At 56.5% G+C, this 15,159-nt stretch carries 15 protein-coding genes; 14 read left to right on the forward strand and 1 reads right to left on the reverse strand.

Annotation, left to right across the window (positions count from 1 at the left end; genetic code table 11):
• The first annotated feature begins 6 nt into the window (after positions 1 to 6).
• The 9 genes from JUF21_RS09630 (at position 7) to JUF21_RS09670 (ending at position 9,582) form a co-directional block, all read left to right on the forward strand.
• Positions 7 to 357 (forward strand): DUF1827 family protein, encoded by a 351-nt coding sequence (locus tag JUF21_RS09630; protein ID WP_125757122.1) that lies wholly within the window; start codon positions 7 to 9, stop codon positions 355 to 357.
• Positions 358 to 584: 227 nt separating this feature from the next.
• Positions 585 to 3,158, forward strand: a complete 2,574-nt coding sequence (gene mutS, locus JUF21_RS09635) for a DNA mismatch repair protein MutS (RefSeq protein WP_239061444.1) — start codon at positions 585 to 587, stop codon at positions 3,156 to 3,158.
• Between the two features lie 4 nt (positions 3,159 to 3,162).
• Complete coding sequence (mutL, locus tag JUF21_RS09640) at positions 3,163 to 5,097, forward strand: DNA mismatch repair endonuclease MutL (protein ID WP_203624310.1); 1,935 nt, start codon at positions 3,163 to 3,165, stop codon at positions 5,095 to 5,097.
• Positions 5,094 to 5,648, forward strand: coding sequence for a nucleoside triphosphate pyrophosphatase (locus JUF21_RS09645; RefSeq protein ID WP_203664241.1), 555 nt, complete (start codon positions 5,094 to 5,096; stop codon positions 5,646 to 5,648). Before mutL ends, JUF21_RS09645 begins: the two co-directional genes overlap by 4 nt.
• Positions 5,649 to 5,760: 112 nt before the next feature.
• Positions 5,761 to 6,513: a hypothetical protein gene (locus JUF21_RS09650; protein WP_203624312.1), complete on the forward strand. Its 753-nt coding sequence runs from the start codon at positions 5,761 to 5,763 to the stop codon at positions 6,511 to 6,513.
• Between the two features lie 162 nt (positions 6,514 to 6,675).
• Entirely contained in the window at positions 6,676 to 7,434 is a 759-nt protein-coding gene (locus JUF21_RS09655; protein WP_203624313.1) for a hypothetical protein, read from the forward strand.
• A gap of 27 nt (positions 7,435 to 7,461) precedes the next feature.
• Positions 7,462 to 8,187 carry a WxL domain-containing protein gene (locus JUF21_RS09660; protein ID WP_203624314.1) on the forward strand — a complete coding sequence of 242 codons (726 nt, stop codon included), beginning with the start codon at positions 7,462 to 7,464 and terminating at the stop codon, positions 8,185 to 8,187.
• A 101-nt stretch (positions 8,188 to 8,288) separates the two neighbouring features.
• Positions 8,289 to 9,269: a DUF916 and DUF3324 domain-containing protein gene (locus tag JUF21_RS09665; protein ID WP_203664243.1), complete on the forward strand. Its 981-nt coding sequence runs from the start codon at positions 8,289 to 8,291 to the stop codon at positions 9,267 to 9,269.
• Positions 9,270 to 9,273: 4 nt separating this feature from the next.
• Positions 9,274 to 9,582 carry an LPXTG cell wall anchor domain-containing protein gene (locus JUF21_RS09670; RefSeq protein WP_203624316.1) on the forward strand — a complete coding sequence of 103 codons (309 nt, stop codon included), beginning with the start codon at positions 9,274 to 9,276 and terminating at the stop codon, positions 9,580 to 9,582.
• 80 nt (positions 9,583 to 9,662) lie between these two features.
• On the opposite strand, the gene JUF21_RS09675 is transcribed toward JUF21_RS09670, so the two are convergent.
• Positions 9,663 to 10,271 (reverse strand): TVP38/TMEM64 family protein, encoded by a 609-nt coding sequence (locus JUF21_RS09675; protein WP_203624317.1) that lies wholly within the window; start codon positions 10,269 to 10,271, stop codon positions 9,663 to 9,665.
• A 202-nt stretch (positions 10,272 to 10,473) separates the two neighbouring features.
• Here JUF21_RS09675 and ruvA point away from each other — a divergent pair, with 202 nt between their 5' ends.
• The 5 genes from ruvA to yajC all read left to right on the forward strand — a co-directional run bounded on the left by ruvA (position 10,474) and on the right by yajC (position 15,069).
• Entirely contained in the window at positions 10,474 to 11,049 is a 576-nt protein-coding gene (ruvA, locus tag JUF21_RS09680) for a Holliday junction branch migration protein RuvA (RefSeq protein ID WP_203624318.1), read from the forward strand.
• A 21-nt stretch (positions 11,050 to 11,070) separates the two neighbouring features.
• The gene (gene ruvB / locus JUF21_RS09685) at positions 11,071 to 12,072 is read left to right on the forward strand and encodes a Holliday junction branch migration DNA helicase RuvB (protein ID WP_203624319.1); all 1,002 of its coding nucleotides are present in this window, start codon (positions 11,071 to 11,073) and stop codon (positions 12,070 to 12,072) included.
• A 9-nt stretch (positions 12,073 to 12,081) separates the two neighbouring features.
• Positions 12,082 to 13,116, forward strand: coding sequence for a tRNA preQ1(34) S-adenosylmethionine ribosyltransferase-isomerase QueA (gene queA, locus JUF21_RS09690; RefSeq protein ID WP_203664245.1), 1,035 nt, complete (start codon positions 12,082 to 12,084; stop codon positions 13,114 to 13,116).
• A gap of 358 nt (positions 13,117 to 13,474) precedes the next feature.
• Positions 13,475 to 14,614, forward strand: coding sequence for a tRNA guanosine(34) transglycosylase Tgt (gene tgt, locus JUF21_RS09695; RefSeq protein WP_203624321.1), 1,140 nt, complete (start codon positions 13,475 to 13,477; stop codon positions 14,612 to 14,614).
• A 65-nt stretch (positions 14,615 to 14,679) separates the two neighbouring features.
• Positions 14,680 to 15,069, forward strand: a complete 390-nt coding sequence (gene yajC, locus JUF21_RS09700) for a preprotein translocase subunit YajC (RefSeq protein ID WP_203624322.1) — start codon at positions 14,680 to 14,682, stop codon at positions 15,067 to 15,069.
• Positions 15,070 to 15,159 lie beyond the last annotated feature (90 nt).

Genomic DNA, 15,159 nt, shown 5'->3' on the forward strand with positions numbered 1-15,159 from the left:
TGCGTTGTGAAACTGATCGAAAACCCGATCCGCCTGAACTTCAGCCTGCACAAGTCGTTGCCGTACACCATGCGCTACCTGTACGGGAAAAGTAACGTGAAGACCTTCCGGCTGTACACGCTGGGCTCAGTGCACGTGTACTCGATTGAAGGTTTTGACCGGCTGGACATCGTGATGACCCATGATCACCGCAACATCAAGCAGGACGAGATCGACTTCGTCCGCGAGGCACTGCTGCCAAGCGACGACCCATCAACATTGAAAATCTCGCATACCGCCAAGAATCAAATTGAGGGTGACGTGCATAAAAAGATCCGGGTCAAGGATCTGGTCATTATCGAAAAGCCGCTCAAATAATCTTTCCGCCCGCCGAGGCCCGCTCGGCGGGTTTTTTAGACAAGATGCTCGACCAGGCGAACTTAGGCTAATCACTCGCCTGCTGCCAGGTCGAGCCCAGTTAGACAAGGTGCGCAGGCTTGGCGGGTTGACCCCAGTAACGCAGGCAAGCGCCAATTATCACGGCGGCGGTACCGGTCAATAAATGTTAAAATATAAGTTAGTTTTCAACTAAAAGGAGTCCCGTCATGGCCAAAGCAGCAAGTGTCACCCCGATGATGCAGCAGTACCAAAAAATCAAAGATCAGTACCCAGATGCGTTCCTGTTTTACCGCATCGGGGACTTTTACGAGCTGTTCAACGATGACGCCATCAAGGGCTCGCAGCTGCTTGAGTTGACGCTGACCGCCCGCAGCAAGAACGCGGACCATCCGATACCGATGTGCGGCGTGCCGCACCATGCTGCCCAGTCTTACATCGATATTCTGGTTGACCATGGTTACAAGGTCGCCATTTGCGAGCAGATGGAGGACCCGAAGAAAGCGGTCGGCATGGTCAAACGTGCCGTGATCCAACTGGTGACGCCTGGCACCAAGATGGATGTCAAAATCGGCGAAGCCAAGTCGAATAACTACCTCGCTGCCGTCGTGCCGGCTGAGGGCAAGTACGGCCTGGCCTACGCGGACCTGTCGACTGGTGAGTTCAAAGTCACCACGCTGAGCAATCGCTTCACGCTCCAAAATGAGCTGGGGGCGCTCGGCAGTCGGGAAATCGTCGTGCCGGACGGACTGAGCGCGGATGATCAAAAATTGCTCGGCCAAGGCGACCGCCTGCTCAGCCGCGCCGATGCCGTGGTGTCAGCCGAGGCCAGTTACGTCAGTCAGGATCTCACTGATGCGTTGCAGGTGCAGGTCGTGTCGATGCTGATGCAGTACCTGCTGACCACCCAAAAGCGCAGCTTGGCGCACATTCAAAAGGCCGTGGCCTACGAGCCGGCCGAGTACCTGGAGATGGACCAGGATGCCCGGACCAACTTGGACATCATCAAAAACTCGCGCACTGGGCGCAAAGGCGACACCTTGCTGGCAGTGCTTGATCGCACCAAAACCGCGATGGGTGGGCGGCTGATGAAGCAGTGGTTGGATCGGCCGCTGCTTGACCTCGCCGCCATCGCAGATCGGCAAAACCAAGTGCAGACGCTGCTGGACCACTATTTTGAGCGCTCCGAGCTGCAAGACCGCCTGACCAAGGTGTACGACCTGGAGCGTCTCGCAGGCCGCGTCGCGTTTGGCACGGTCAATGGCCGCGACTTGATTCAGCTCCAGACCTCCCTGGATCAGGTGCCGGCGATTCAGGAGATTTTGGCCAAGCTGGACGATGGCAGCTTCACGCCGCTGCTCAAGGCGATGGATCCGGTTCAGGACGTTGCGGGCTTGATTCGCCGAGCCATCGAACCCGAACCGCCGATTTCGATCACTGACGGCGGGGTGATCATGCGCGGCTACGACAAGAAGCTGGATGAGTACCGCGACGCCCAGGCCAACTCGAAGCAGTGGATCGCCGATCTGGAAGCCTCAGAGCGCGAAAAAACTGGCATTCACAACTTGCGCATTCGCTACAACAAGGTTTTCGGCTACTACATCGAAGTCACTAACAGCAACCTCGATAAGGTGCCTGAGGACCGTTACGAGCGCAAGCAGACGCTGACTAACGCGGAACGCTTCACCACGCCTGAACTGAAGGCTAAAGAAAGCACGATTCTCGAAGCCGAGGAGCGCGCGACGGGCCTGGAATACGACCTGTTTCAGAAGATTCGCGACGAAGTGAAAAAAGAGATCGGGCGCCTGCAGAAGTTGGCGTCGCAAATTGCCGGCCTTGACGTGTTGCAAAGCTTCGCGGTGGTCGCCGAGGATAACCATTACGTGCGGCCAACGATGCACGCGGGCAGCCACGACCTGACGATCCACGGCGGGCGGCACCCGGTCGTTGAGCAGGTGCTCGGCGAGGCCAAGTACATCCCCAACGATGTGATTATGGACTCGAAAACCGACATCCTGCTGATTACCGGGCCCAACATGTCAGGGAAAAGTACTTACATGCGGCAACTGGCGCTGACCGTGATCATGGCTCAGGCCGGGTCTTTTGTGCCGGCCGATGACGCCTCGCTGCCGATTTTTGATCAGATTTTCACCCGCATCGGGGCCGCTGATGACCTGGCCAACGGGCAAAGTACGTTCATGGTCGAAATGCTCGAGGCCAACGCGGCACTGAGCCACGCCACGACGTCCAGCCTGATTCTGTTTGACGAAATCGGCCGAGGGACCGCGACCTACGACGGCATGGCGCTGGCGCAGGCCATTATCGAGTACCTGCATGACCACGTGCACGCCAAGACGCTGTTTTCGACCCATTATCACGAGCTGACGGCACTGGCAGACAGCTTGGACAAACTGGAAAATGTCCATGTCGGGGCCGTTGAGGAAAACGGTACCCTGGTCTTCCTGCACAAAATGATGCCGGGCCCGGCAGACAAATCCTACGGGATCCATGTCGCCAAGCTGGCCGGCCTGCCGAGCTCGCTGCTCGACCGGGCGGACAAGATTTTGACCCACCTGGAAGACACCGCGCCGGATCACGCGGCCCAGCCGGATTCCAAGGCCGCGGCGCAAGACGCGCAGCTCAGCCTGTTTCCGACCGAGCCGGTGAAGCCTAAGACCAATCCGGTGATCAAAAAGCTCGAGAAGTTTGACCTGATGGCGGCCACGCCGATGGACGCCATGAACTTGTTGTACGACCTGCAAAAGCAATTAAAGAAGAAGTGAGCGTATGCCTAAAATTCATCAACTCTCAACGACGCTGAGTAATCAGATCTCCGCTGGGGAAGTGATCGAACGCCCGGCTTCCGTCGTCAAGGAGCTGGTCGAAAATTCAATCGACGCTGGGGCGACTCAGGTCGACGTCATCGTTGAAGAAGCCGGCCTGAAAACCATCAAGGTCGTTGATAACGGCAGCGGCATCGAGCCCGATGATGTGCCGACGGCTTTTTTGCGCCACGCAACGTCCAAAATAGCGACCACGCGTGATCTGTTTAACGTACACAGCCTAGGGTTTCGCGGTGAGGCCTTGGCTTCGATTGCGGCCGTCGCCGACGTGACCTTGGCGACCGCGACTGAACCGGGCCTGGGTACCATCGCGCACATCAAGGGCGGCAAGATGCTGGACCAGCACTCGGAGGGCCTGCGCAAAGGCACTCAAATCGCCGTTAACGACCTGTTTTACAATACGCCGGCACGGCTGAAGTACGTCCAGTCGCAAAACACCGAGCTCAACCACATTCTGGACATCATTGACCGGCTGGCGCTTGGCCACCCTGAGATTGCCTTCTCGCTGAAAAATAAGGACCGCGTCGTCATCAAAACGGCCGGCACCAATGACCTGCAGCAGACCATCGCGGGAATTTACTCCGTGGCGACGGCCAAAAGCATGCTGGATTTTCAGGGGGAAGATAACGATTTTCGCGTTCACGGCTACACCAGCTTGCCGGACACCACGCGCTCGTCGCGCAACTACATAAGTCTCATGATCAACGGGCGCTACATCAAAAATTATCAGCTGATGAAGGCCTTCATCGCCGGTTACGGCTCTAAGCTGATGGTTGGCCGCTATCCTTTGGCTGTGATTGCAGTGGAGATGGATCCGCTGCTGGTGGACGTGAACGTTCACCCGACCAAGCAGGAGGTCCGCCTGAGCAAGGAAGATCAGTTGGGGGCACTGCTGACGGCCACGATTCGCGAGCGGCTGGGCCGAGAAAACCTCATTCCAGACGCGCTGCACAACCTGCGCCAGCACAACCCGGTGGATATGGACCAGCTGACCATCGCGTTGAACCAGGCATCACGGACCATGCCGCCTTCGCCAAGCATGGTCGGAGAGCAGCAAGCGCCTGCCGTGCCGCTGCAGGCTGATGGCGGCGATGCCGCAGACGCTGCGCCTGCCGATACCGGACTGGCCATTTCCGATTTGGACGACCGACCGATTTTCGACGAGCCCGATCGTCTGGCGGCATGGGATAAAAAATACCAACGCCCGGTCAGGCCTGAAGCAACGGCGCGGTCGACCCTGGTCGCAGAGCCGCGGCCCAAGGAGCGCTTCCCCAGCGAACTGAGGTACCTGGCCCAAGTGCACGGCACATACTTGCTAGCCGAGGCACCGGACGGACTATACATGCTCGACCAGCACGCGGCGCAAGAACGCGTGAACTACGAGCGTCTGCGCCGAGAAATCGGCGAAGTCAGCACGGATGAGCAGGCCCTGCTGGTGCCGATCACGCTGGACTACCCGGCCAGCGACGCCGTGGCGATTCGCGAAAAGCGTGACGTGCTGGAAGGCGTTGGGATTTTTCTGGAGGATTTTGGCCAGAACACGTTTGTCGTGCACCAGCACCCGACCTGGTTCAAGAAGGGTGAGGAGGAGCAAACGATTCGCGCCATCATCGATTGGGTGCTGGATGAAGGACATGTGACGGTGGCTTCTTTCCGCGAGAAAACGGCGATTATGATGAGCTGCAAGCAGGCCATCAAGGCCAACCATCACATTGATCGGCCGCAAGCCGAGGCGCTGCTGAAAAATCTGGCGCAGTGCGAAAATCCCTTCAACTGCCCGCACGGTCGTCCGACCCTGGTTCATTTTTCCAACACGGATCTGGAGAAAATGTTCAAGCGCATTCAGGATAGCCACCAAAGCTTCGGCGGTGCAAAATGATTATCCTAGCAAGCGGTTCGCCGCGGCGGCAGGAACTGTTGAGGCGGGTGGTGCCTGAATTTTCGGTGGAACCAGCGCAAATTGATGAACGCGCCTTGCCCGTTCTGGCGCCGCGTGCCTACGTCCAGCGGCTGGCGATGACCAAGTGCGTCACGGTCGCGCAGCGTCACCCCGGGGCGACGGTGATTGCGGCCGACACCATGGTTGCGTTCAACGGCCAGCTGCTCGGCAAACCGCAGACGGCTGAGGCCGCGACGGCCATGCTCGAGCAGCTGTCGGGGCAGACCCACCAGGTGCACACGGGGATGTGCGTGGCTTGGCCGGACAAAACCGCCAGGCAGGTGGTGGTGACCACCGAGGTGACCTTCTGGCCGCTGACGTCTAATGAAATCGCTGATTATGTCGCGACTGGCGAGCCGCTGGACAAGGCGGGTGCATACGGGATCCAGGGCCAAGGGGCACTTCTGGTTAAGGCAATCAAAGGCGATTACTATAATGTGGTTGGCCTTCCCATCAGCACGCTGGCCCGCCTGTTAAAAGCAAAGAAATGATGTAAGTCGACTGAGTGGTCGGCTTATTTTTTTGTCCATAGTGCTGAGACATCAGGGGACTCAGGGCAAAATCCCGCAACCGCGTATTTATTTATCGACAGGAGGTGAGCGCATGAAATCTTGGCGATGGTGCGGCGTGCTAGTGTGGGTTGCCCTGATGTGGCTGGTGATTTTGCCCCAGCCGGTGGCGGCCGCGGATGTGACTGTCCCAACCATTCTCCCCGAGGGCTTTGATATGCCGACTATTTCGGCATCAGGCTCGCAGTTTCGCACCCAGCCGAACTGGTACACGCATGGCTATATTGTGTCAGTAGCCAACACTGGCGTTCACGCGCTGGTGCCAGAGGACGCGTCGTTGACCTTAGAAAATGAACCGGCGATTGATGCCTATGGGGCGCCAGTGGGAGATCAATACTACTATGCGATTGTCCACAACGGCGGGGCGGTGCCGATGAAAGCCTCTTTTCACAAAGGACTCGATTATTTCGATGAGGGGGCTGAGATTCATACCAAAATGCAGGTGGGGGATGGGTCGGTCAAAGTCATAGGTGGCCAGCTTGGCGATGATCCTAGCATTGGGATTACTGGTAATTTTGGGGCGGTTTGGATTGGAGAAGAATATGACTATATTGACTATTTACTGACCTTCCAGACAGTGACGGTGCCGACCTGGTTTCGTTACCAAATCGACATCATCACAAGTGAGACTCATGCCACCTTTCATTCACAGTTGTTTCCAGTACTAGTCATTCCCGATGACTGGGCACCACCGCTTTCGACGCCAAGGCGAGTCTTATTCGGTGGGCAGTCGACCACTCTCGGCATCGCGAGATTGGATCAGACGCTTCAGCCTGAGTATGTTTGACAGGCCTCTCCACCCAGCGCCGCCCTTAGCGGTAATCGTCTAACGATAACTAATGCACCCGCGGTAGTGGGCGCTGTCCAAGTTTATGCGACCTTCACTGTTCCGGCACATCCAATGTGGGGAGCCAGCATGACATACATTGGGCCGCCGCTGGAACTTTACTTGGCCACGGTTAAAAATCTGGCTGTGAATTTTCGCCGCGATGCACATTTCAGCGTTGCGTTGCCGCCAGGGTTGATGGTGCAGGGGTTTGCCTGGCAGTTCAATGGTGCAGACCAGACAGGCGACGCGCAGGCACTGCGCCTCTCCGAAGTTACTGAAGGCGGTACAGTGCATTGGCAAGCGAGCTTGCGTAATCTTTCGGGTGAGGTGATTGAAGCTGCCGCGGATGCCAGTTTGCAGGTGCTTTACCCTGATGCGCTGATGCTGTTGAAAGTTCCTGATTTGATTTTTATGCACGAAGTTGGTGGGGCGTTTCAGTCACCGACAGTTCAGGAGTTGATCGCTGGCCAGTTTGCCGGCCGCGCGGCGCTGTCCCAGATACCAGGTGAAGGTTCCTCTTGGTTGACTGCCGCCGGCGGGGAGCTGGAGGTTGCTGACGGCCGGACGGACCCTGATTCGCCATGGCAGTTGAGGGTCATGGTTGGCCACTTTCAAAGTCTTAAAGCATCATTCACCTCACAAGCTGAAATAAGGGTGCTTTTGACAGACGATAAGGAGGTGGTGAATGTGTCTGCACCAATTGTTGCCGGGCAAGCCAGCTTTGTTAAGCTGGCCAGCCGGCCTGATGGTGCAAATAGAGAGTATGTGTACGATGTGCAAGCCGTATTGGCGCTGGGGGCAATTTCCAACCCGCTCGCCGGCGAATACAGCGCCACGGTGAATTGGGGGTTGGCAGCCGTGCCGACCCCACGTGTCTGATTGCAAATAGTTCAAGGGGGATTTCGAATGAAAAAAGCAACTTGGCTTATTAGCACCGTTGCTGCTGCATTATTGGCAAGCGGCGCGCCGCTGACGATCAAGGCTGCCGGGCCAGGGGAGGCAAAGGATAACCTCAACACCTCGACGAATGCAGCCTTTGTGCTGAAAGACGATACGGATACCGCTGAGGCAAATAGCGTCGCGCTGTTCAGTATTAAGGCGGGAAAACTTTCACTTAAATCGGTGCCAAACCTGAATTTTGGCCCAAAGGATGTTCAAGATTTGATTAAAGGAGATGCCACGCTAACCTTAGCAGATGGAAAAGTGGCTCCAGGAACTGATGGATATGATGGCAACGACGCTAAGACCATCCAAGTGGAGGACTTTCGCGGGAACAATGTCGGGTGGAAGTTGACGGCTAGTTTAGGCGAATTTATGCATGGTTCTGAGCCATTAACCGCGACAAGCTTAGTTTTTGACGGTTCCGCACAGGGCGACAACTATCTCGGCGTTCTTGGTACCGGCGATATTGCTAAAGGCGCTGTACCCATTATAAATGCCGGTCAAGGAGAGGGTAGTGGTGTGACGAATGGGATTGTCAGGGATGCGACACTGATTTTGCCGCAGACATATAACGCAAGTGCAGGCGAATACCGGGCAAAAATTACTTGGCTCCTGGCCACCACGCCACCAGAAGAAACACCGACCGATCTTAGTGGTAACAGTGGCGCTGATGACCCTGAGGGCGACTAATCGAAACCAGTTTTCTGGTTGATTCGGATGGGCAAGGAAGGCACGGCGAACTGGGACGGACTGCTAAGTTGGTCCCAGTTTTTCGGTAGGGAGGGATCGTGATGCGGCGATGGTGGTGGTTGCTACTTTTGGTTGGGCTACTCACGCCCGGTCATAGGGTATTGGCGGAAGGGGCCGGCTTCACGGTGACGCCCGAGCTGCCCGCCAATCAACTTGGCGGAGATACCGGCTGGTTTAACTTGCTAGTCACACCGGGACAAAAACAGGAGTTGACGGTGGAGGTCGACAATCAATCTGATCAAACCAAAAGACTAAGGATTTCGCTCACCAATGCCTTCACTCAGGATAATGGCCAGGTGGGCTACGAACCGAACCAGCGCAAGGATGCTTCAGCTAAAGTTCAGCTGACCGCGATTGGCTCCAAGCCCATCACAATCGATCTGGCAGCGCATCAGGGACGGAAGGTGACATTTCAAATCACCCCGCCAGCTGGAGGCTTTGCCGGTCAGGTGCTCGGTGCGGTGTACGTGAAAGACTTGACCGAACCAGGTGAGACCTCTGGCAACGGCTTTGCAGTCACGAATCAGTTTGCAATGGTGGTCGCAGTTCAGCTGCAAACAAGTGAAACGTTGGTGCCACCAGTGTTGCACTTGCTGAGTGTGAAGGCGAAAGCCGATCGTGTGCAGGCCACCATCCAAAACGCGGCGCCTCGCCTGTTCGGTAAGCTCAGTCTGCGGGCACAGGTGCTTCCAACTGGCCAGACCAAGCCCGTGTACCAACAGAAAAATAACAATTACGCCATGGCGCCTAACTCCGCCTTCAATTATCAGCTGACCCCGCCAAAAGGGCTGGCGGCGGGCAAGTATCAGCTTGTGATTGACGCGGCGGCAGGAAGCTACAAGTGGCATTTCACAACACAATTTACCGTCAAAGCGCCAATCGCCGCAACAACGCCCGCAACACCGGCCATCCAGCAGGCTAGTAGAACATGGTGGCCCTGGGCCATCGCGCTGGTGGCGATGCTGCTGATCGGCATGGTAATTGGCTGGTGGCGCGGCCGGCGCCAATCAGCCGGGAGGTGAGAGAATGGCAAAGAGGTTGTGGATGGCGCTGCTTGCGATTGCCGTTTTTGGCTTAGGCGCCAACCTTCAAGCGGTTCAAGCGGCTGAAGGACGCCAGAGTGTGGCGTCCTTCACACTGATGGCTGACCAAGTCACGGAGCCGGTGCCACCAGAACCAACAGAAAGCCTGTCCCACCTCGAGTTCGTGCCAACCGGATCAAACGCGGCACTACCTGCGACCGGTAACTCAGCAAATGTCAGTGTGGCCATCCTGGGGCTGCTTGTATTGGTTGTTGTTGGGCGCGCCCGAAAAAGAGGCGGCAGTGAGGTTTAGCGATAGGGCGCTGCCTGCCAGAAGGCGCCTCATAAACGCAAAAACACGACTCACCAGGTTTGGTGGGTCGTGTTTTGTCATTAGCCGTGAAACAGGTGCAACAGCCAATGCGCCCCAAAGATCAGGCTCATGCTGTAAACGGCAATGGTAATGGGCTTGCCCAGGATGATGACCCAGGCGAAAAACTTGAACTTCATGTGGGTCAGGCCGGCGACTAGGCAAAGCACATCATCCGGAGCCACCGGCGCGACGATGGCGATGGCGAAAAACGCGTCGAACTTCTGTTGGTTTTTCGCGTAGGCCATGTACTTGTCAAAGACTTTTTCCGACACAATGTGCAAGATGAAGGGCTTCCCGTAGTTGCGCGCCAGGAAAAAGTTGATGAACGAGCCGATCACGATGCCGATGTAGTTGTAGGCAAAGCCTTGCCAAGGGCCGAAGAGAATCACGCCGGCTGCGGTGCTGACACCCCCTGGGATGATGGGGATGACCACTTGGACCACTTGAATCAGGATAAAAATCAGCGGCCCGACCCAGCCGGTAGAGTTGATGTAGGTGTGAAGGCTCGCGAGGTCGTGGAATACGCCGATGTGGTACCAGTAAACAGTGACCCAGATGATGCCCACCAGCGAGCACAGCGCCGTGAGGTTGATTAACCGTCTTGAGGTCGTCTCACTCGTCTTCCTCACCTCCCTTAAATTCTGTCACCGTTATTTTACCAGCCTGACTTGCAGTTGGGTACTAACGCTAGGCTGAGAAGCCCTCAGACCTGCGGCCGATGTTGCTGCACCGGGCTTTGCCGGCGGCGAACACTTTCGTCACCCTGGACAATCCAGGACTTGCGCAATATGGTAAACTAGAATGACATCTAAACGATCAAGTGAGGGCAATATGTACGAATACATGAACGGAATCATCGCCGCCACCGAGCCCGGCTATGTGGTGCTCGACGTGAACGGGATCGGCTACCGCTTGCTGATGGGCAATCCATACGCTTACGCGGCCGGTCAAAAGGCGAAGATCTGGGTGCAGCACATTATCCGGGACAACGATCAGGCGCTTTACGGGTTCGAAACTGAAGAGGCGAAGCGGACCTTCAATCAGCTTCTGACTGTGACGGGTATCGGCCCCAAATCGGCGCTGGCGATTTTGGCCAACACTGACAGCAATGGGCTCAGCCAGGCAGTGTCAGGCGGCGACGTCAATTACCTGACGAAGTTCCCTGGCATCGGCAAGAAAACCGCGCAGCAAATCATCCTGGATCTGAAGGGCAAACTGGCGCTCACCGCGCAGCCGGAACCGGCCGCTGCGCCTGACGTGGCACCGGAACTTGCCGATGCCTTGGCAGCACTGGTGGCGCTGGGCTATCAAGAAAAAGCCGTGAACAAACTGAGCGACAAGCTGGCTGAAAGCGGGGAAACCACAACCGACGGGTATTTGCGCCGCGGTTTACAACTGTTGAGTTAATTTTGAGTGAGGAGGGACAACGTGGCTGACGATAGAATCGTGTCAAAGGACGCAGATAGCCAAGACGATGCGGTCGAGCGCAGCCTGCGTCCGCACAAGCTGAGCGACTACATTGGCCAAACGGCGGTGAAGTCGCAGCTTGAGGTGTACATCAAGGCGGCGCTCAAGCGCGAAGAGGCCATGGACCATGTCCTGCTGTACGGCCCGCCAGGTTTAGGGAAAACCACGCTGGCGCTGGTGATTGCCAACGAGTTGGGTGTGCACATTCGCACGACTTCAGGACCAGCGATTGAAAAGCCCGGCGATTTGGTCGCGCTGCTCAACGAGCTGCAGCCCGGCGACGTGCTGTTCATTGATGAAGTTCACCGCCTGCCGAAAATTGTCGAGGAAATGCTCTATTCGGCGATGGAAGACTTTTACATCGACATTGTGGTCGGTGAAGGGCCAACGGCTCATCCGGTTCATTTTCCGCTGCCGCCGTTCACGCTGATTGGCGCGACGACACGGGCGGGGATGCTGTCGGCACCACTGCGCGACCGCTTCGGGATCACCGAGCACATGGCCTACTACAACGAAGACGAGTTGAAGCAAATCGTGTTGCGCTCGGCCGGCATTTTCAACATGGCGGTGCCGGAAAGTGCCGCGCTTGAAGTGGCCAGGCGCTCGCGCGGGACGCCGCGGATCGCCAACCGGCTGCTGCGGCGGATCCGTGACTTCGCTGACGTGGCTGATACCACACTGTCCGTCCGGCTGGTCGACCACGCGCTGGATCAGCTGCAGGTCGACGACCGCGGGCTCGATGCCATTGACCGTAAGCTCCTCATGATGATGATCCGCGACTACGATGGCGGTCCGGTTGGGCTGAACACCATCGCGGCCAATATCGGCGAGGAGACTGCGACCATCGAAGAAATGTACGAACCGTACCTGCTTCAGATCGGGTACCTCAAGCGCACGCCGCGCGGCCGGATGGTCACGCGCGCCGGGTACCAGCACCTGAACATTCCGTTCACAGAACACTAAGGAGAAAACATGCTCACCACTGAAGATTTTGACTACGACCTGCCTCATGAACTGATCGCGCAGACGCCACTGAAAAAGCGTGACGCCAGCCGCCTGCTGGTGTTGAATGCCGAAACCGGCGCGTATGAGGATAAGCATTTTTACGATATTCTGGACTACCTGAACCCTGGCGACGCGGTCGTGATGAACGACACGAAGGTGATGCCGGCCCGGCTTTACGGCGTCAAAAAAGAAACCGGCGCGCACATGGAAGTGTTGCTTTTGCACAACACGGAAGGCGACCAGTGGGAAACGCTGATGAAGCCCGCTAAAAAGGCGCCAGTCGGGACCGTGATCGATTTTGGCGACGGGCTGCTTCAGGCCACGGTCAAGGAAGAGCTCGATCACGGCGGCCGCATCATCGAATTCCATTACGACGGGATCTTCATGGAAATCCTGGATCAACTTGGCGAAACGCCGCTGCCGCCTTACATCAAGGCCAAGCTTGACGACCCGGATATGTACCAAACGGTTTACGCCAAGGGAATGGGTTCCGCGGCGGCCCCGACGGCCGGGCTGCACTGGACGCCAGAACTGTTGCAGAAGGTGAAAGACAAGGGCGTCAAGCTCGTCTATCTGACGCTGCACGTGGGCCTCGGCACGTTCCGTCCCGTTTCTGAGGACAACATCGAGGACCACAAGATGCACAGCGAGTTCTACCGCTTTTCCCAGGAAGCCGCGGACACATTGAACGAGGTCAAGCAAAACGGTGGCCGCATCATCGCGACCGGGACGACCTCGATTCGCACGCTGGAAACCATCGGCACCAAGTTCCACGGGGAGATCAAGCCGAGTTCCGGTTGGACAGACATCTTCATCAAGCCCGGGTACCACTGGACGCTGGTGGATGCCTTTATCACCAATTTCCATTTGCCAAAATCTACGCTGGTGATGCTGGTGGCCGCTTTCACGGGCCGGGAAAACATCCTGAACGCCTATCAGCACGCCATTCAGGAGAAGTACCGCTTCTTCAGCTTCGGGGACGCGATGTATATTCATAAGTAAAGGCTGCGCGCAGTCGCGCTCGGCAGAGCAACGGCCGAATGGATAGCTACGCCTCGCGCACTGGCCGCTTGCGGCCAGCACGCAAAGCTAGGCTATCCATCGGCCTAAGTACGCTCTGCCTCGCAGCCTAAAAAAGCCGCCGCAGATCACTCTGCAGCGGCACCACGTGGTTTAGCGAAGGGCCCAGATAAATTCTCAATATCGAAAACGACAACCAACCAGATTTTCTTTTAACGCATCGCTGCGCGGAACTCTTAATCGAATTAATCGATCACGTATGACACTCTAGCTGAGCCCTTCTTAGTGACTATAACACCGTGTCATGTCTGACTGCAATCAAAGTCTACCAGGAGGTTTTATGCCCGCACTCGAATATCATCTTAAACACATTGATAAGCACTCCGGCGCCCGGCTCGGCGAGATCGTGACGCCGCACGGCACGTTTCCGACCCCGATGTTCATGCCGGTCGGGACCCAAGCGACGGTGAAGACGCTGGCGCCTGAAGAACTCAAGGAGATGGGGGCTGGGGTGATTCTGGCCAACACCTATCACTTGTGGCTGCGGCCCGGCGAGGACATCGTCGAGGAAGCTGGTGGGTTGCATCAGTTCATGAACTGGGACCGCGGCCTGCTCACCGATTCCGGTGGCTTTCAGGTGTTCTCGCTGGCGAAGAACCGCGACATCACGGAAGCCGGGGTGAACTTTCGCAACCACCTCAACGGTGCCAAAATGTTCCTGTCACCGGAAAAGGCGATTGGAATCGAAAACGCGCTGGGACCAGATATTATGATGAGTCTGGACGAATGCCCGCCGTTTTTTGAAAGCTACGATTACGTCAAGGCCAGCGTGGCGCGCACGAGCCGCTGGGCCGAGCGCGGCTTAAAGGCGCACCAGCACCCGGACCGCCAGGCCTTGTTCGGCATTGTTCAAGGTGCCGGCTTCCGCGATTTGCGGGCGCAAAGTGCGAAAGATCTGGTCAGTCTTGATTTCCCGGGGTATTCGATTGGCGGGTTATCCGTTGGCGAATCCAAGGAAGAAATGAACCACGTGCTGGACTTCACTGTGCCGATGCTGCCGGATACCAAGCCGCGGTATCTGATGGGCGTCGGCTCGCCTGATGCGTTGATCGACGGCGTGCTCCGCGGCATCGATATGTTTGACTGCGTTTTGCCGACGCGAATCGCACGCAAGGGGACGGTCATGACGTCGCACGGTCGGGTCGTGGTCAAAAATGCTCAGTACGCGCGGGACTTCACGCCGCTGGATGACAACTGCGACTGCTACACCTGCCGCAATTACACACGTGCCTACATTCGCCACCTGCTGAAGGCCAATGAAAGTTTTGGTGAACGGCTGACGTCTTACCACAATGTGTACTTCCTGCTTCACCTGATGAAGCAGGTCCGCGAGGCCATCGCGGAAGACGCTTTGAACGATTTTCGGCAGGACTTTTTCGAGCGGTACGGCTACTTCAAGCCGGATGCGAAGAACTTCTAAGCTAGCTATCAGGCTTTAACTTTGGTACAGTGTTCCATGAACAATAAGAAAACGAGGTGCGTAATTTGGCAGGAAGTATATCTACGATTCTGATGATTGTCGTCATGTTTGCCTTTTTCTACTTCTTCATGATGCGGCCACAGAAGAAACAGCAGCAACAGCGTCAAGAAATGCTCAGCGGTCTGAAAAAAGGTGACAAGATTATCACGATTGGTGGGTTGCACGGGGTGATCGACAAGATTGACCGCAGCAACAACACGGTTGATTTGGATCTTGACGGTGTTTACTTGACCTTTAACCTTTCGGCGATCCGTACGGTGACACCGCAGGGTGAGAAGACTCCGGCGCCGGTTGCAACCGAAACGGCCGCTAAGGATGCCACCGATGAGGACAAGCCATACTCCGAAGGGGATGGCGATTCATCGGCTGACGACCAGGAAGACACGAACAAGTAAAGCCAATTTTAGAGGCTCTTCGTCAAGTGAAGTTGAACATAATTTATGAGAGTATCTAGACCTTAATTGGTCTAGGTACTCTTTTTTTAA

This window comes from Lacticaseibacillus sp. 53-4 (assembly GCF_016861805.1).
Lineage (GTDB): Bacteria > Bacillota > Bacilli > Lactobacillales > Lactobacillaceae > Lacticaseibacillus.